Annotated in this window: 12 protein-coding genes and 3 pseudogenes; 10 read left to right on the top strand and 5 right to left on the bottom strand. The window is 69.4% G+C overall.

The window, feature by feature from the left end:
* Positions 1 to 14 precede the first annotated feature (14 nt).
* The 4 genes and pseudogenes from ACSHWO_RS00225 (at position 15) to ACSHWO_RS00210 (ending at position 3,172) form a co-directional block, all read left to right on the top strand.
* Positions 15 to 995, top strand: coding sequence for a YihY/virulence factor BrkB family protein (locus ACSHWO_RS00225; protein ID WP_438309500.1), 981 nt, complete (start codon positions 15 to 17; stop codon positions 993 to 995).
* Between the two features lie 80 nt (positions 996 to 1,075).
* Positions 1,076 to 1,888 (top strand): phosphatase PAP2 family protein, encoded by an 813-nt coding sequence (locus ACSHWO_RS00220; protein WP_438309499.1) that lies wholly within the window; start codon positions 1,076 to 1,078, stop codon positions 1,886 to 1,888.
* Positions 1,889 to 2,209: 321 nt separating this feature from the next.
* Positions 2,210 to 2,666 (top strand): annotated as a pseudogene (locus ACSHWO_RS00215) (transposase); the annotation flags it as partial.
* On the top strand, positions 2,627 to 3,172 hold the full coding sequence (locus tag ACSHWO_RS00210) for a hypothetical protein (RefSeq protein WP_438309498.1): 546 nt from the start codon (positions 2,627 to 2,629) through the stop codon (positions 3,170 to 3,172). The pseudogene ACSHWO_RS00215 and the gene ACSHWO_RS00210, both read left to right, overlap by 40 nt.
* A gap of 33 nt (positions 3,173 to 3,205) precedes the next feature.
* Here ACSHWO_RS00210 and ACSHWO_RS00205 read toward each other — a convergent pair whose 3' ends face one another.
* Positions 3,206 to 3,349 carry a hypothetical protein gene (locus tag ACSHWO_RS00205; protein WP_438309497.1) on the bottom strand — a complete coding sequence of 48 codons (144 nt, stop codon included), beginning with the start codon at positions 3,347 to 3,349 and terminating at the stop codon, positions 3,206 to 3,208.
* An 875-nt stretch (positions 3,350 to 4,224) separates the two neighbouring features.
* Here ACSHWO_RS00205 and ACSHWO_RS00200 point away from each other — a divergent pair.
* A pseudogene (locus ACSHWO_RS00200) lies at positions 4,225 to 4,389 on the top strand (serine/threonine-protein phosphatase); the annotation flags it as partial.
* 248 nt (positions 4,390 to 4,637) lie between these two features.
* Here ACSHWO_RS00200 and ACSHWO_RS00195 read toward each other — a convergent pair.
* Entirely contained in the window at positions 4,638 to 5,111 is a 474-nt protein-coding gene (locus tag ACSHWO_RS00195) for a hypothetical protein (protein ID WP_438309495.1), read from the bottom strand.
* Positions 5,112 to 5,265: 154 nt separating this feature from the next.
* A complete protein-coding gene (locus ACSHWO_RS00190) occupies positions 5,266 to 5,853 on the bottom strand; it encodes a TetR/AcrR family transcriptional regulator (protein WP_385805068.1) in 588 nt (195 codons plus the stop codon).
* 177 nt (positions 5,854 to 6,030) lie between these two features.
* On the opposite strand from ACSHWO_RS00190, the gene ACSHWO_RS00185 reads away from it, so the two are divergent.
* From ACSHWO_RS00185 to ACSHWO_RS00175, 3 genes are all read left to right on the top strand, one after another.
* Positions 6,031 to 6,432 carry a DUF6463 family protein gene (locus ACSHWO_RS00185; protein WP_438309494.1) on the top strand — a complete coding sequence of 134 codons (402 nt, stop codon included), beginning with the start codon at positions 6,031 to 6,033 and terminating at the stop codon, positions 6,430 to 6,432.
* A gap of 861 nt (positions 6,433 to 7,293) precedes the next feature.
* Positions 7,294 to 8,787: a helix-turn-helix domain-containing protein gene (locus tag ACSHWO_RS00180; protein WP_438309493.1), complete on the top strand. Its 1,494-nt coding sequence runs from the start codon at positions 7,294 to 7,296 to the stop codon at positions 8,785 to 8,787.
* A gap of 114 nt (positions 8,788 to 8,901) precedes the next feature.
* Positions 8,902 to 9,267 (top strand): hypothetical protein, encoded by a 366-nt coding sequence (locus ACSHWO_RS00175; RefSeq protein WP_438309491.1) that lies wholly within the window; start codon positions 8,902 to 8,904, stop codon positions 9,265 to 9,267.
* Positions 9,268 to 11,477: 2,210 nt separating this feature from the next.
* Here ACSHWO_RS00175 and ACSHWO_RS00170 read toward each other — a convergent pair.
* On the bottom strand, positions 11,478 to 11,768 hold the full coding sequence (locus ACSHWO_RS00170) for an RICIN domain-containing protein (protein WP_438309490.1): 291 nt from the start codon (positions 11,766 to 11,768) through the stop codon (positions 11,478 to 11,480).
* 641 nt (positions 11,769 to 12,409) lie between these two features.
* Between ACSHWO_RS00170 and ACSHWO_RS00165 the strand changes: the two are divergent.
* Positions 12,410 to 13,926 (top strand): annotated as a pseudogene (locus ACSHWO_RS00165) (ISL3 family transposase).
* Between the two features lie 472 nt (positions 13,927 to 14,398).
* On the opposite strand, the gene ACSHWO_RS00160 reads toward ACSHWO_RS00165, so the two are convergent.
* On the bottom strand, positions 14,399 to 15,133 hold the full coding sequence (locus ACSHWO_RS00160; protein ID WP_438309489.1) for an IPT/TIG domain-containing protein: 735 nt from the start codon (positions 15,131 to 15,133) through the stop codon (positions 14,399 to 14,401).
* Between the two features lie 402 nt (positions 15,134 to 15,535).
* Between ACSHWO_RS00160 and ACSHWO_RS00155 the strand changes: the two genes are divergently transcribed.
* Entirely contained in the window at positions 15,536 to 17,227 is a 1,692-nt protein-coding gene (locus tag ACSHWO_RS00155; protein WP_438309488.1) for an IPT/TIG domain-containing protein, read from the top strand.
* Positions 17,228 to 17,294 lie beyond the last annotated feature (67 nt).

Below are 17,294 nucleotides of genomic sequence, written 5' to 3'. Positions count from 1 at the left end.
AGGGGGTGACGAGCATGGGAACCGCGACACGGGTACCGCAACGCCAGGACGTGGCGGCGGCGCCGGCCGAGCCGGAGGTGGAGGGCGAGGAACTGTCCGCCGAGGAAGCCGTGGCCGCGCTGCGGCGCCACGGCGGTTGGGGCCTCGTACGGAACTCCTTCATCCGATTCCGGTACGCCGACGGCTTCAGCCACGCCAGAGCGCTGGCCCTGCAGACCGTGCTGTCCATCGTCCCGTTGGCCATCGCGGTCATCGGACTGTCCGACACGCTGCACACCGAGGCCATCGGGCGGATAGCGGAGCTGACGATACGACGGCTGGCGAGCGGGCCGAGCCAGGAAGTGGTGGACGACGCCCTGGAGCAGAGCCGGCACCAGCCCGGGGACGGAAGCCAAGCCGCCCTCTGGCTCGGTCTGTTGTTCTCGATCGTGAACGTCACCACCGCGCTGTGCCAGGTGGAACGGGGTGCGAACCGCATCTACGGAACGGAACGCGACCGGCCGTTCCTGCACAAGTACACCCGAGGGCTGGTCATGTCCCTGCTCGCCGGCCTGCCGCTCGGGCTCAGCTTCACCGTCACCGTCCTCGGAACTCACCTCAGCCGCGCCGTGGCCGACGTGTACCACCTCGGCCCGGGCACCCTCCACGCCTGGGACCTGCTGCGCTGGCCCGTGGGCATCCTGCTGGCCGTCCTCGCCACCAGCGCCATCTTCCGCCTCTCACCCCGCCGCACCCAGCCCGGCTACACGTGGCTGGCCTTCGGCGCGACGGTGTACCTGGTGCTGTGGCTGCTGGCGACGTGGGGGCTGAGCCTGTACGTCGGTGCCGACGGCTCGTTCGCCACGGTGTACGGGCCCCTCAGCGCCTTCGTCTCCCTGCTGCTGTGGTCCTACCTGACCTCCATGGCACTGTTCCTGGGGCTGGCCTTCGCAGCGCAGCTGGAGGCCGTACGGGCCGGGGTGACCGAACCGGTCACGGAGGACCCCGGCGTCTGAACGCGCGACGTGCCCGGACACGCCCGGCACGGCAGCCCCTGGCGCGCGGCGGAGAACACCTGAAAGGAAGCACCACGACCATGGCACGCACGGCACGGCCCTCCACCCCGAGGCGCCTGCTCGCCCGACTCGCCTCCATCCGCTCGGGACCCGACACCCGGTTCGGCGCACGGCTGCTGACGACGGTGACCGCGACCACCCTCGTATCCGTGCCCTTCGCGCTCGCCGTGGTGCTGGTCGAGTCCCAGTGGGCGCCGCTGAGCCGACTGGACCACGGGGCGGCCGAGCGGCTGCACACAGCCGCGCTGGAGCATCCCGGGTGGGTGCGGGTGCTCGACTTCCTGACCCACGTGGTGTGGGATCCGGTGACGATGCGGCTGCTCGTGGCGGTGCTGGTGGTGTGGCTCCTCGTGCGCGGCGCCGTACGGCTGGCCCTGTGGGCGGCCGTCACCGCGGCGGCCGGCGGCCTGCTCGGCCTGCTGGTGAAGAACGTGATCGCACGGGCCCGGCCGCACCTGCCCGACCCCGTCTCCCACGCGCCCGGGTTCTCCTTCCCCTCCGGACACGCCATGACGGCCACCACCTCCTGCGCGGTGCTGCTGCTGGCACTGCTGCCGCTGGTGCCCCGCCGCTGGCGTCCGCTGCCGTGGGCGCTCGCGGCGGTCTCGGTGGCGGGTGTCGGCTACACCCGCGTCGCGCTCGGTGTGCACTGGGTGAGCGACGTGGTGGGGGGCTGGCTGCTCGGGCTGGCCGTGGTGACGGCGACGACGCTGGCCTTCGAAGCCTGGCGAGCGGACGTCGGACGGCTCCGCACCACGCCCGCGCAGGGCCTGGAGCCGGAGATCCGCTCCGCACACCCCGAGCCGCCGCTGGGTCCCCCGGAGCGCCCCTGACCCCCCGTCGGCGTCTCATCCCGGCGCCGGCAGAGTCGCGGCAGGATGAGAGAGGAGATTCTCCGACGGACTCCCGCGTATCGCGCACACGCTCCAAGTCGGCGAAGGCGCCATACCCGGCACAGCGCAGTCGTTCGATGGGGGCCGAGCAGTCTGGAGAACAACGGCTACCGCTGCCTGCCGTTCACCCGGGCCCGGACCGGCGGGGCAACCTTGCTGCAGTCCCGCCGAGGCAAGCTGCTCCCGCGCGCCATCACCGACCTGGACACCGCCGCGCACCGTGGTCACCGCGGCGGGACGGCAGCATGGAGCTGATCGTGCATGTGCGACCCCGCGCTGGTGGTCGGCGACGGCGCGACGGGCCTGGGGAAGGCGCTCGCCGAGGTCTTCCCGGCTGCCGGCACCGAAGGTGCTGGGTTCCCAGGGCCCGGAACGTCAGCAACGCCCTGCCGAAGTCCGCGCAGCCCGGGCGACGGAGGCCTGCAGGAGTTCTACAGCGCGGAGGACCGCGGCCAGGCCGAGAAGGCGATCGGGACGACCGCGGCGCCGGCAGCCCGGCAGCGGCGCTCGCGAGGGGTGTTCGGGCTCGTCCGGACCGCCCCGCCCGATGGCGCGCGATCACCGGCACCCACCTCGTCCCGCTGGTCCGCGCCGGGACCGCTTCGAACGCGGTCAGCTCGTCGAACGCCCCCGAAAAACCTCGCAGCATAAACCTGCTCGGCTGACACACTGGAGCCGATGCGCAGAACCGCACAGAACACCCAGACGCCCATGCTGAACCCACTCGACGCTCCAGAGGCAGTGTCAGCCGCAGCCGAACTGCTCGAGGAGCTGCTCGACGACTGTGACCATGTGGCGTCCATCGACCTCTTCGATGTAGTTCCGGTGGCTGGGATGACACCCGGTCATGAATGGATGAAGGGTCTCGCTCAAGCCGTGTACGACGCGGGGCCCACTGGATACCAGGTAGCAACGTCGGTCGACCCGTTCGAGTCACCACAGGCCTGGCGGGACGTTCTGCGCCGAGAGGTGACCGACGGGTTCATGCAGCCCGCCAACAGGTGGCCAGACGCCAACCTGCGCGCGCCCGTCGACATCCGGCAGGCAGGCGAACTCGCTGATGGCATCGCCGACCTCATCGAAGCACATCTGGGGCCTGTCCGAAGCTCCGGCGACGTCGACGGCCCGTGCACGGGCATGGGTATGGGCTGCATATGGTCGCGCAACCTGCTGTTGGTAACCGGCGACTGGGCCACCATCCTCCATCTCGGGATTGATGACTGACCGAACACGTCCCCGTCGACTGCGGCCGCAGCCTCAGCGGCTCTCATCGTCCACGACGTTTGGCAATGACTCCACCGCCGCGCCTGCCCTGTCGCAGGCCTGGTCCTCGACGGCGAGCTCCTCGTCTGACACGTCTGGCCCGAAGACCGCCGGACCTTTGCCGAACTCCAGACCCATGCAGCCGCCACCAGCCCCTGCGACCGTCCGACTCGCGACTGCTCTCCCTGCCCACTTCATCGCGCGCGGCATCCTCCAGAAGGACGACCGGGAACTGCTCGCCGAACCGGACCAGCGGCGCCGCACCGCCCCGTACTTGGGCACCCGGAACTGGATGACGGCCGGGCGATCGAGGGGTTCAAGGGCGCTCCGGACTTGGTGACCTCGGCCTGTACGGCATCACCCGGCTCGGATCCTCGCCTTCGGCCGGTATCGCTTGGGCGGCGACGGCTCGGCGATGGCTCGGCGGTGATCCGGGACCGCCTCGCCGGCACCTACGGCCTGCTGCAGAAACAGCCGCACTGAGTACCACGCGCCGCCTACGCCACAGCCGCCCGCCACGCCCTTCGAACCACCTTCGATCTACCCGCCCCTGCTGCGCCGTATCCGAGTAACCGTTGGCCCAGGCCCACCGTCGGTGGGGTCCAGTCGCGCTGGGCGCGGGCTCGGCGCCGGGCACCGGACAGCAAGGCGTCGTGTGCGCCGGCGGGCACGGCGGGATGGAGAGGACGCGGTGAGCCTTCCGCAGGGCGGGTCGGAGTGACGGGTGGGCCGCATCAGTCCGGGCAGGTGTCGCTAGGGTCGACGGCCCGATTCACACGGTGGCCGATGGCGCGCAGGGTCCGCTGCTGGGCCTGGGTGAGCGGGTCGAAGACGAGGCGGCGGACCTCCTCGACGTCAGGACCGCCAGCTCGCTCATCCGCATGGTGCGCTCGGCGGCCTCGGACAGGGTGGCTGACCTGGTACTCGAAGTGGCTGATCTGGGCGTCATGCTGCAACTGGGCATCCAGCGCGTACGACAGGTTGATCACCATGGCGGTCAGGGAGAGCCAGGTCTGCCTCTCCTGCCCGCCGCCTCCTCCTGCGAAGCGCCCCGGTTCGCCCTTGCCGGCGCCCTGATCCCGGCTGCTGACGTCGCCGGCGACACCTGGGACTACAGCCTCGACGCCGACACCCTCCACCTGTCCCTCGCCGACACCATGGGCCGCGACGTCAGCGCCCCCTCGGCTCACCCCGACGACACCCCGACCGCAATCTCAGCAGCCGGGCCCGGTTACGGAGGTTGCCATGAGCGCCGTGGTGGTCGGCAAAGGCGATGTCCACGGGATCGGTCCGCGCCCAGATCGGGTGGCAGGGAGCCGACGCGCAAAGATCCCGGCTGGGCGGGCAGCCGTGCTGGCCGCACTCGGGGCTATCTGACGAAACGGCGCGGCTCCTTCGGGAGTCGCGCCCTTCACGTGTGTCCCGGTCACACCGCCAATCCGACGGTGGAACTGCCCGTGGGGCTCGGCACGTAGGGCTTGGGGTTCTGCTTCTGCGCGCACAGCTCGGGAGAGTCGATTGCGAGGCACGGAATCTTTCCCTGCGGAACCTTGGCGGTGCCGTCGCCCTTCGGCAGCGGCTTGCCGTCGACGCACAGCCCCGGGGCCCGCGTCGGGCTGTTGCAGTAATCCTCCGAAACCCCACCGTCGGAGTCCGTCGGCTCGGAAGAATCCTTGCCCTCGCCGCCCTCGTCGGCGGGGTTCTCATGGGTGCCATCCCGGTCGTTGTCCTCGCCCGAGCGGTCCTTGTGGCCGTGGCTGCCCCGGTCGGCCGGGAGGGTGACCGTATGCGGCGTCGCCGGGGCGGCGAGCGCGCCAGTGGGCAGCAGTACGCCTCCTGCCGCCAGCGTGGTCGAGGCGGTGAGCAGCGCGAGACGCAGGGTGCGGGAGATGCGAGGCATGGGAGTCCTTCCAAGCGAGGGAGTGGGAGGTGAGTCACCGGTTGTGCGTGTGCCCATGCCTCCAGTAGACCTAGGCGGCCGAATCGTGTCATGAGGCGGAATTTCGTGACTTGACAGATTCTGGATTGCCGCCCAGCCAGGAGGAACCGCCCCGTCAGCGCTGCTCCGCGGCCCCGCCAGGGTCGCTGCGGTGGCTGTCGGCCAGGGCGGTGATTCCTGCGGCTGCGGCGGCGGCGAGGTCGGCGACCATCGCGTCGTCGACGGGCAGGTTGAGGATGTACAGGGCGGACGCCAGGGAGCCGAGTAGCAGCAGGTGGGCCATGGCGGGGTCGACGGTCCCGGCCAGCTCGCCGCGAGCCACTGCCTGTTCGATGATCTCGGCGAAGGCGGCCTGTTCGGTGGCCAGGAAGGTGTCCCGGAACCGGGTGTCCAGTTCAGGGTTGATGGCGAGTTCGCTGATCAGGGCTGGTGCCAGCTGTCGGGCCGCCGGGGCGGCCATGCGGACGTGAAACGTGCGGACCAGCGCCAGCAGGTCGCCGTGCAAGGAGCCGGTGCCGGTCGGCGGCGGCATCTGCTGCTCGTGCATGGTGGCGACGAACGCCATCTCGGCCTTGGAGGCGTAACGGCGGTAGATCGCTGCTTTGCCCACCCCGGCGCGCGTCGCGACCTGGTCGACGGTCAGGGCCGGGTAACCGACTTCGTCGATCAGCTCCCGTGTGGTCTGCAGGATTTTGTGATCCACACGACTGTCTCGGGGGCGTCCCCCCCGTTGCCTTCGCACTGTCATGCCTGCATTATACGGAACGAGAGTATCGAAACAGTAGTACCGTAATTGTGGTTGCAGGGGTCCCTGCCCCAGCTACGCAGGGACTCGACGAAGTCGCACCGCGCGGCTCCGCGACAAGAACGGAGACATCAGATGATCAAGTGGGCTGGCTGGATCATTACGTTATGCGGCACCGCACACACGCTCGGTGCCCTGACGGTGGAGAAAGCCTCGCGCCACGCCGGGACGTGGTTCAGCGGCGGACTGTGGGGCGAGGACCTTGCCGACATGAGCCCGGCGGGCAGCGCGCTCTGGCTGAGCCTGGACAGCTTCGGCATACCGCTCATCCTGGTCGGCCTGACGGTGTTGTGGCTGGACCGCCGAGGCATCACCCCACCGGCATTCATCGCCTGGACGCTGGGGGGCTGGACCGTTATCGACGCCGTGGTCCTCCCGTTCACGCCCTGGCCGCTCTTCCTGCTCGCGTGTGCCCTGCTGCTGATCGGAACACGCCGCGACACATCGGCGGCATACTCGTCCACCAGCCGGTCGTAGATCCGCTGCATTGCATGCCGCTGCTCGCGCGGCGCGGTCGGGTGCGCTGTGAGGGTGCCGTCGGTCACCGGCCTGTAGGGTTCGGCTGCGTCTCCCGCGGCCCCCTCTTCTTCTGCGCTCCGGTAATACCGAGATCAGGGCCTCTCGTAGCCACTACGGATCGCCGCGTGTAGATCCGACCCTGGACCTCGGCAGCACCCGGGCCCCGTCGTGCAGAGCACGACCATGGTCCCGAAGCAAGCTCCGAGGCGTTCTCGAAACTCAGTGACATCACTCTCCCGTGGAACCGTGCGTTCCCGCCGCTGTGCAGCAGACGTACCTGGAACTCGCCAACAAGACCATGCGGTGGCGGATCGGTTGTGCGGCCTTCCCGCACCGGCGGCAAGGGATGAGTGAGCCGGTGCCGTTCATGCGGCGGGCTGAGCTGTGGCTGCTTCCACTCCCGTCGCCGGATGGCCGCTCCCCCGTGGGAGGGAGCCGGTTCGTGCCCGCGGTTGATGCCTGCCGGCCGCCGGGCCTGCGATCTTTGAGACACCGAGGTCCGGAGTCGCCACGTGACCTGAGGGGCATTGATGACCAGCGTCGACGAGGCGCGGCGCAGCGGTTGGCGTGGCGCGCGGGGCGGGCCGCTCACCCGCCCGTGGACGCCGGGGTGCCCGATCCCGGCCACCGTGCCCCCGTCATGCTCGGTGCCACCACCCTCACTGTCCTGTGGACGGCCCTCGCCGTTCGGATGTGCGAGCCCAGGACGCCCCAGGTCTCCCTGTTAGGCCCTGCCTGGGCCATGCATGACCACCTTCACCAGGCCGGTGGACCCTCCGGCCGCACTCCTACTGAACCTTCGGGGGAAAGGCACACAGCATGGGCTTATCGAAGCCGATACACGGCGCGACACCACAGACGGTGCGGCTGACGGAACTCTTGCGGCACGCGCGCGTGGGCCCCGACGGCGCGCAGGCGGCGGCATGCCGCATCAAACGGTGGCTGGCCCGGACGCTCGGGGGCACCACCGAGGTCCTCCGCCCGGGAAGGGCGCACCACCGGGTGGAGGCGGCGGCCGTAGCCCGGGGCGAACTGGGCTCCGCCGTCGTCTCCGAAGCGGGGAGCCACACCCGGATGGTCCCCTTGGGCGGCGAGCCACCGTTCCACGTCCTCGTCGTCACCCGCGAGCGCCCCTTCGACGGGGACAGCGCAGCCTTGACCGGCTTTGCAGCCATCGTCCTCGGACTGCTGTTGCGGGTGGCGGAAGCCGAGACCGACCGCCGGGAACGGGAGGCGAGCCTGCTCCATCTGCGTCTCGCCGTTCTGCAATTGCTGATGGCCGGGGACGTCCCCCTGGCGCGGCGGACGGCGGCCGGGATGAAACCGGGCCTGCTGGACGCGGACTGGGCCTGGTTGTCCCTGCTGGAGATGCCGGTGGAGGAACGTGCCCAGGTGGCGCGGGACTGCGAGAAACTGACCGCCGGCCGGGCCCTGGTCGTCCCCTGTCCGGTCTACGACAACCATGTGATCACCGTGGTACCCGTCGCCGACACTCGAGCCGCCGACGCCATCGGGCGCGCCCTGTCCGACTACGTCGCACGCCGTCCGCGAGTGGTTCAGGGACGCAGCGGCCTGCACCCGCTGGAACATGTCAGTGCAGCCTACGAGGACGTGTACCGCAGTCTGGTGGCGGCTCGGTACATGCCCGGTTGCCGTGCCCGGTATCCGGATCGTATGGATCCGGTGGATCTGCTGCCCAGTGCCGAGGCGGCCCGCTGGGCATCGGACCTGCTCCGGCCGTTGGACGCGCTACCGGCTCGGACCAGGGGCCAGTTGCTGTCGACGGTGTCGCTGGCGCTGAGGTTCACCGCCGTGCGGAAAGCGAAGATCATGGGAGTCAGCCGCAACACCGTACGGTCGCGGATGGTACGGGCGGGCGAACTGCTGGGCGTGGACCTCGACGACGTGCGAGCACGGACCGCTCTCCACCTGGCTCTGCAACTGCGGGACCGGCCCACCGTACCGGGCCGCCACGACCCAGGCCTGCCCGCCCTGATCGGCACTGACGCCGGCCGGGCATGGGCCCGGAACGTGCTGGCTCCGCTTGACACCGACACCCGCAACCTGCAGCGCACGCTGGGGGCCTGGATCCTGGCCGACTGCTCGGTCGGGGTGACGGCACAACGGCTGGGTCTGCATCCCCAGACGGTTCGCGAGCACCTGCGCAGCGCGGAGGCACTGCTGGCGCGGGAGCTGACAGCCGGTGGGGTGGACGTGTACGAGCTCACGCTGGCCTTCCTCGCGCTCTACGGCACGCAGCGCCCCTTCGTCGAACGGGCGTCTTCGGCGGTGTGCTCGACCATGCAGCCGTGACCGTCACCTGCCGGGCAAACGTGCACAGATGACATACCGACCGGCAGGTACCCGCTCGTAGCTTTGAGCACGTCGGGACCGGACGGATCCGGCCCGTCGAGTGGAGGAACGGACATGAAGAAGAACCGGTTTGCCCGCCTCGGCCTCATGGCCACGACCATGGCCGCCGTGGTCGTCGGAATCGTTGCCTCACCCGCCAGCGCGGCGAGCGCAACCTGCGAGAGCTGGGGCGGAACGGTGTGCACCAGTGGATCCATCCCCGCCAATGACAAGCACGAGGTCTGCTTCGGCGGCACCCACAAGGCCCTCTCGTACTGGGGCCGCGCCGAGCTCTGGGACGCCGACACCGGCGAGAGGGTCGGTACCATCGCCACCAACCCCTACCGCTACCAGCAGACCTGTGTGGGCGGCCTGGACGGGCAGCACTACTACGAGCGCGGCACTGGCGGCGACTTCAAGGGCGACGTCTGGAACGACTGACCCCGCACCACACGAGGGCCCGTACCGGAGGAAGTACCCCCGGTACGGGCCCTCGTGGTGGTGCGGGTCAGGTTGAGACCTGGCCGAAGCGCCCACTGGCCTCTCGGGCCCGACGGTTTCCCTGTGCTGACGCCCCGTGCCCGAGGCGGACGCTCGCCGAGCAGGTCCGTGCTGACACGCCGACGCGGACGGTGCGCCTTTGAGGGCTGATGGGGGTTGCCGGCCTCCGTCATGAAGCATCCTCCTTGGGCCGTCCTGAGCATGCTTATGCGCGGATGTCACCGAAGCGGGCACAGCTGCTTCCATGCTGTCGCCAGTGCAGCCCCTCCTAGGTAATACGCAGATCTGACGCTGTATGGCGAGGTCCGGGTGGTCGTGTACGGGCGCTTTGCCGAGGTCACCTGGGAGAGGCGCTCTCGGCTGGGCCTGAGGTGACTTCTCGCGTATTTTCCGGCAGGGTGCGACTTGCTACGGAGCCCAGTGGATGCCGAGTTCCCGTAGTGCGGCGTGCTGTTCGGGGGTGAGTTTGTCGCGTCGGCTCTTGGTGTTGGAGACCCATACCCCAGCTTCACGACGACCGGCTCTGCCTCACCCTCGACCGCGATCTCCTCTCCGTGGGCCCAGGGGACGGGCCGGTGGGTGCCTTCTCGCTCTACCCACTGGGTGAGGGCTGCCAGGCCGCGTTGGAAACGCCTGCTGTGCCTTGCTCGGCCCCCTTCGTCCCACGACTGGCTGCGGGGGCGGGAGAGGGTGCTTGGTCGGGCTGTACGCCGACCGTGGTCAGGCGGTCCTGCTGTTCGGGCAGCAGTGGGGCCCAGGTGGTCGGCTGTTTCTGTTGCTGGAGCCATGTGCCGGTGTCGTCGCCGTCCATGAGCACGCCGGGGGCGATGTCGGGCAGGGCGCCGTCGGCGTCGACCAGGTCCGCCAGGACGCGGTCGTGCCGCTGCCAGTCCAGTGGTTACGGGCAGTCCCAGTCCTCGTCGATCGCGGTCAGCTGCGCCGCGTGCTCCGCCGCCGGTCCAAGTCCTTGCCTAGGCCGTTTTTCGCGCCCATGCGTCGGAGGTTGGCCATGTACTGCCCGCCCGGCGCCATCTCGTCGTCCTCGCCCCACATGGCGTCCTGGCGGGGCGCGAGGTGTCCGGTGGCCCGCCGGTAGGACCGGAGCACGGCGAATGGCCTCCCACGCCTCCTCGCCGGGCTCCCACACCATCCCGGCCTCTGGCGCGTCCAGGAGGACCTTGCGCCGGTCCTCGAGCTCCCCGGCGCGCAGGGTCCGCCACCGGATCAGGGCCTGGTAGCCCTCGATCGTGGCAGGGGCCCGCGGGCTGGAGAAGTGCAGCAGTGCCGACTCCGCGGCGGCGTCGGCGCCGTCCTCCTGGTCCTCGCCGTCACCCTTGCCGCCGGTCCCGACGATCCGTCCCTCCTCATCGCGCCGGACGTGCAGCCGGCGCTTCCCGCTCGTGAGGGCGCGGGAAGGCGAGCTGCTCGACCAGGCGCTCATCATGAGAACGCAGGCCCTGGAGGACAGCTACAAGAGGGTGGAGCTCGCGGAGGCGACCGTCTCCTTGGGATCCTCACGGGCTCCAGGAACACCGGCACGATGATCCTGGCGACCTTGGCGGAGCCGCCAGGGTCGAGGCGGAGCGCGCGGCCGATGCTCTGGACGATCTCGACCTGGGAGCCGCGGGTGTCCGCGAAGCAGAGCGCCTCCACTCGCGCTCGCCGGTGATGTCGACGCCTTCGCCGAGGACGCGTACGGACGCGAGGAAGGCCCGGTGTGCGCGCCGGTTGTTCGCGTCGATGCCATTGGCGAACTGCCGCAGGACTTCGCGTCGGTCGGTGACGAGGTGGTCGCCGCACAGCCAGGCCGACCAGACCGCTTCGGCGGTACGTGGCGGCCGGCCTCCAGCTCGTAGAACTCGGCCTCGATGGACGACTTCGGGAGCTTCTCGGCGGCCGCGAGATCGGTGTCGGATGCGTCGGCGGCGTACAGCTCCGCCGCCGTCTCTGGCAGCTTCTCCCCGAACGCGACCGCCTCCTCCACCTCTTGGTGGAACGTCATCACTGTAGGCAGGTTGTACGCCGCGGCGTGTTCCGGGAGCGCGGCCTGCGGCAGCGCCAGAAGCTGGCCCCGCTGCGCCTCCTGGGACTCCTCGAGGACGGGGGAGGACGGACCCGAGGCGCTGGTCCTCGGGGACGAACCTCGTCCGTCAGGAGAGCCACCAGCGTTGGGACTCGCCCCCCGTGCAGGTCGTGAGGTGGACGAGGCCGTTCTCCATTCGTGCGAGGCAGGTGTGCGTGACGGCGTTGATGATTCGTCGGGGGTTGGATTCGTCGATCATCCACGTGGCCGCCTGGTCCGTTGCCAGACATGGCTTCATAACCGACTGGCCGTTTCGCGCGGTCAGACACAGCCCGCTGCCCTGGTTCCGTAGCGCGGTGTATTCCAGATCGTCGTCCCAGTACCACTTCTCGTAATTCGAGGTGTTGCACTGGAACACGTGGATGCCGTAGTCCGCCTGGTAGGCCAGGCACGCCTCGGGACCCGCATAGTTGGCGAACCTGGTTCTCAGAGCCTCGGCACTCGCGGGCGGGCTTGCGAAACAGACTGCCAGACCTGCGACTGCGGCTACGGCCGCCCACCGTTTCCCTCGCATTTTCACCCCTCGCGCGCCTGTGACTGCGTGACGTGACCCGGCGAGCGCGATACTACCCAGAACCGAGCCCGCCGGAACCTCGTTGCCGGCTCGCGGTCTGTGACCCGGCAGGCCGCCATTTGGGCACCGCCCAAACCTCGCCGACGCCGCCACCCCCGACAGCTCGACGAGCTGCGCCGTACCCGCACCGTACGGGGCCGCCGCCTGCGCGAGGAGGCCAAGAAGGCAGCTGCTACTTCCCGACACATCTCATAGCTGGGTGAGTAGCCCTTGGGCTACCTCTCGGCTACCGCTGCCTCGGGTTCGTCCTTAAAGTCCCCGGCTCCGGAAGGGGCTCTGAGGCCCGGGGGCTCCAGCTCGCTCCGGCCGCCTGCGCCGTCACCAGGCTGACCGCCGAGCAGCTGCCCCCTGCCCGGGACTGTCAATCGGTCGGGTCTGTTCCGTAGTCGGTGGTGACGGTGAGTGCTCGCCTGTGATCATCGAGCGTGCATGATGCGAACACGCTTGTGGGAACGGTGTTTTCGGGGTTGTCGGAGCTGGTCATCGAGGATGTGGCGGACGGTGGCGAGATCGTCCGGGTTTCGGCTCGGACCCGGGAGGTGCCCGTTCCCTGTCCGGTGTGCGGGGTGGCGACGGGGAGGGTCCACGGATATCACGGCCGGACGGTGCGGGATGTGCCGGTCGACAGCCGGCAGGTCGTGGTCCGGGTGAGGATATGACGGCTGGTCTGTCCGGTCCTGGGCTGCAGGCGGCAGACCTTCCGAGAGCAGGTCCCCGGGCTCCTGGAACGCCATCAGCGCCGCACCACACGTCTGACCAGCCAGCTCTCCGGACTGGTCAAGGAGTTAGGGGGCGGGCCTCTGCCCGACTCTCCCGATCGCTGGCCGTGCCCATGGCATACGCCTCCGCCCTTCGGCTGCTGCGGCGGGTGCCTGTGCCGCAGATCCCGCGGGTGATCGGGGTCGACGACTTCGCCCTGCGGCGCCGGCACACTTACGCCACGATCATCATCAACGCCGAGACCGGCCAGCGGATCGAGGTGCTGCCCGGCCGAGAGGCCGCCACGCTGAAAGCCTGGCTGCGCGGGCATCCGGGCATCGAGGCCGCGCGCCGGGACGGATCGGCCACCTACGCCGAGGCGATTCGCCGAGCCCTCCCCGACGCAGTCCAGATCAGCGACTGCTGGCACCTGTGGCGCAACCTCGCCGAGGCCGTCCGCAAAGAAGTCGCCGCCCACAGCACCTGCTGGGCGAACGCCGGCCCGCCCCCGGACGAGGGGAGACAGGCCGCCACCACCCGCGAGCGCTGGCAGCAGGTCCACGCCCTGCGCGAGCGCGGAGTCGGCCTGCTGGAGTGCGCACGGCGCCTGAACCTGGCTCTCAACACTGTCAAGCGCTACGACCGTGTCGCCGAGCCCGAGCGCCTCATCCGCGCCCCAAGTACCGGCCCACCCTGGTGGATCCCTACCGCGATCACCTGCGCCGACGCCGACTGGAGAACCCGGTCGTCCTCGTCACCCACCTGCTCCAGGAGATCAGGGAACTGGGCTATACCGGCAGCTCGAACCTGCTGGTCCGCTACATCAACCAGGGCCGCGTCGAGGCCGACCGGCCCGCACTCTCGCCCCGGCGCCTGGCCCGCTACCTCCTCACCCGCCCCGACCGCCTCAAGAACCATCAGCGGGAACGTATCGAGGCCGCCCGCACCGCCTGCCACGAGATGACCGCTCTGGCCGACCTCATCCACCGCTTCGCCTCGCTTCTGGATCCCGCCTACGGCAATGCCGCCCTGCTGAGCACCTGGATCACCTCGGCCCATGCCGAGGACCTGCCCCACCTGCATGCCTTCACCCGAGGCCTTGAGGGGGGACCGCGCCGCAGTCGGCGCCGCCCTCACCCTGCCGCACCACAACGGCGGCACCGAAGGCGTCAACAACAAGACCAAGCTGATCAAGCGCAGAACAGAAGTGAACGATTTACAGTCCGGGCCTGCGAGTCGGTGACGCCGAGCCCGGTACGTGTTCGGCAGTGGACCGCTTCACGTCGAACACGGAGGTGTACGGGACACTGGTCAGCACGCATCGTGATCACAGTGAGTGACGGGCGTTTGCGGGGAATGGGCGATTCGCTGGCCTCGCACCTTCGTGGAGCGGCCTGTCGAACAGGTGGTCAGCCAAGCAGGAAATGCCTCTGGCCAGCGAGAATGAGGGCCGAAATCCTGTTCCCGCTCCGGTCCATAGGTGTCGGAGCCTGTACAGCAGTGGTTCTCGTGTCTGCCGCGGCAGGCGCGGTTGCGCCCTTCGCGGCCTTGCCGCGCGGCCACGCCCCCCCCCGGTTCCTTCCCCATCGGCAGGAGCCGGCCGCACTGCTGCACCGCGGCGCTTGAGGTACACCGCCGAACAGCGTGGGCGGAACCGGGTCTGTACGCCCCGGTTCCGCAGGCGGGCTCGAGAGTTCTGGGCGCTCTCGGCCGGCTCAGCCGGGAGTGACGGTGTAGGTGAACGACTGCGATGAGTCGCTGCCGCCCGCGCTGGTGACGGTGACGGTGACCGTGCCGGTGCCGCCCGGGGAGTAGGCGACGATGGTGGTGTCGTCGATGATGTTGTAGGCGGTCGAGTCGGGGCCGTACGAGATGTCCACGACGTCGCTGAGGTTGGTGCCGGTGATGGTGGAGGCCGTGCCGCCGTAGTCCGGTCCGGCGGTGGGGTCCATGCTGGTCACCGTCGGAGCGGCCACGTAGGTGAACGTGAGCCCGTTGGTGGTGCCGCCCTTGGTCGTGACGCTGACCGGGACGGTCTGGGGGGTGAGCACGGCCGGCACTTGGACGTCCAGCGTGGTGTCGTTGACCACGGTGGGAACGGCCGTGTTGGAGCCGAAGGACATCGATGTGGCGGTCTGCAGGCTCGAACCCGTGAGGGTGACCGGGATACCGCCGAGCGGTCCCACGGTCTCGCTCAGGCTCGATTTGGTCGGGGGCGTGATGTAGTAGTACCAGACCGGCAGTGTCGTTCCGCCGGGCGTGGTGACGGTGACCTGGACCGCGGCGTTGTTCGAGGGTGCCACAGCGGTGATCTGGGTGGCGCTGTCGACGGTGAAGGTGGCCGACTTGGTGCCGAACTTCACGCTGGTGGCGCCCGTGAAGCCAGTCCCGGTGATGACCACCTGGTTACCACCCGAGGTGGGTCCCTGGTTCGGGTTCAGAGTGACCATGGGGCTTCTCCTTCGCGCTGGTGTCTGCTTTCCCGGGAAGGCGGCCCTGCGTGCGGAGGATGAATGGCCTGTGATGCCGGCGCCATTTCGGCGCGGTTGGGTCCTCGCGCAGGTCGACCTTCGTATAAAAACTGAAGCAGGCATTCCGCGGAGGGAATAGGGTGCATATGATGCAGTGAGTGGTGAATATTACAAGATGAATTTACTTCCCGCTGGCTAAATGTGCGCCCGAGTGCCCCGGTTGACCACTTACGCAGGGTCGCATCGGATGGGACGATTCGGGGAACGCGCGGAATCGACTCCTGAAAGTCACGGGCGCCAGGTTATGGGACTGCAGGGCTGAAGTCCTCAACTCGCTCTGGAACTCGTCGGATTCGGGAGTCCGGTCGAGAGGAGTCGGCAATGCCAGTCGGTCAAGTCCCGCCAGAGGACGAGAAGTCCGGGAGTTTCCCGCCGCTCGCCCTGCCCCTGGTGGCCGACGCCGGCACGATCCCGGTGGGACCGGCGCCCCACTCCGCCGCCATGCGGCCTGACGGGTTGCGCGCCTATGTGACCAACTCCGGCAGCAACACGCTGAGTGTGATCGACACCGCCGCGGACGTCGTCGCCACCACGATCGCTGTGGGGGCCGGCCCGTGGGCCGCAGCGGTCACCCCCGACGGCCGGTACCTCTACGTGACCATGCCCGGCTCGGGGACCGTCGCCGTCGTCAGCACGGCCACCGACACCCTTGTCACCACCATCAGCGGCCTCAACGCCCCGCGCGGGCTGGCCGTCACCCCCGACGGGACCCACCTCTACGTGGCCAACTCCGGCGCCAACACCGTGAGCGTCATCGGCACGGCCACCAACACCGTCACCGGCACCATCCCCGTGGGAAACGGCCCCCAGGCCGTCACCGTCCGCCCCGACGGGCTGCGGGCCTACGTCAGCAACTCCACCGGCGCCACCGTGAGCGTGATCAACACGCTGAGCAACACCGTCGTGACCACTCTGGCCGGCTTCAACGCCCCCCTGGGCATCGCCGCCACACCCGACGGGACCCGCGTGTACGTGGCGAACTCCGGTGCCCGCACGGTGAGCGTCATCAGCACGGCCACCCACACCGTCACCGACACCATCACCGTCGCGAGCAACCCCTCCTACCTGACCGCCTCCCCGGACGGAACGCTCCTCTACGCGTCCATGACCGGAGCGGGCTCGCTGACGGTGATCAACCCCAGCAGCAACAGCATCAGCGAAACAATCCCCGGATTCGCCGACCCCCACCAGGTCGCAACCACACCGGACAGCGGATACCTGTACGTCGCCGAACACGGCGACAACACCGTCAGTGTCCTGCGAAGGCCGGCGGCCATCTCCCCCAACACCGGCCCCCGAGGCGGCGGAACGACTGTCACCATCAAAGGCCGCGGCTTCCTCGGGACCACCGCCGTCCACTTCGGGACCCGGCCGGCCAAGGACTTCACCGTGGTCAGCGACACCACCCTGACCGTCACCGCGCCTTCCGGCATCCGATCAGCCGTACCCGTCACCGTGACCGCCAGCGGCGGAACAGCGATCGTCGGCCACTACTACTACCGCCGGCTCCCCGTCGTGAACCAGATCTCGGCCACCTCCGGCTCGATGAACGGCGGAAACACCATCACCCTCACCGGACAACGGTTCGTCGGGGTCAAGACCGTACGGTTCGGCACCGTCGAGGCACCCGCCACCGTCCTGTCGGACACCCGGCTCACCGTGACCGTCCCACCGTCGGCCCTCGCCCGCACCGTCCCCGTCTACATGATCAGCAAGGGAGGCGTCTCCAACAGCCTCTCCTACACCTACATCGGCAGCCCCACCATCACCAGCATCAGCCCCACCTCCGGGCCGCGCACCGGAAGCCGCGTCGTGAACCTCAACGGCACCTTCCTGGCCAAGGTCACCGGCGTCACCTTCGGCGGCGTCCCGGCTCTCTCGTTCAAGGTCATGTCCGACATCAAGGTCCAGACGGTCACACCGCCGACGTCCACCCCCGGCCCCGTGGCCGTGGTCGCGACGACCTCCACCGGAGCCACGGTCACGTCCCCCACCCCGTACACCTACACCTGACTGCGGTAGCACCGCAGGGCGGCCGCAGACGGGTGCGGAGGCCGTCGTCCATGTCCGGCATGGCGGC

Source organism: Streptomyces pallidus (ex Mingjun et al. 2026), assembly GCF_051550185.1.
Taxonomy (GTDB): Bacteria; Actinomycetota; Actinomycetes; order Streptomycetales; family Streptomycetaceae; genus Streptomyces.
The sequence above is the reverse complement of the archived record's forward strand: the minus strand, read 5'-3'. Positions and strand labels throughout refer to the sequence as shown.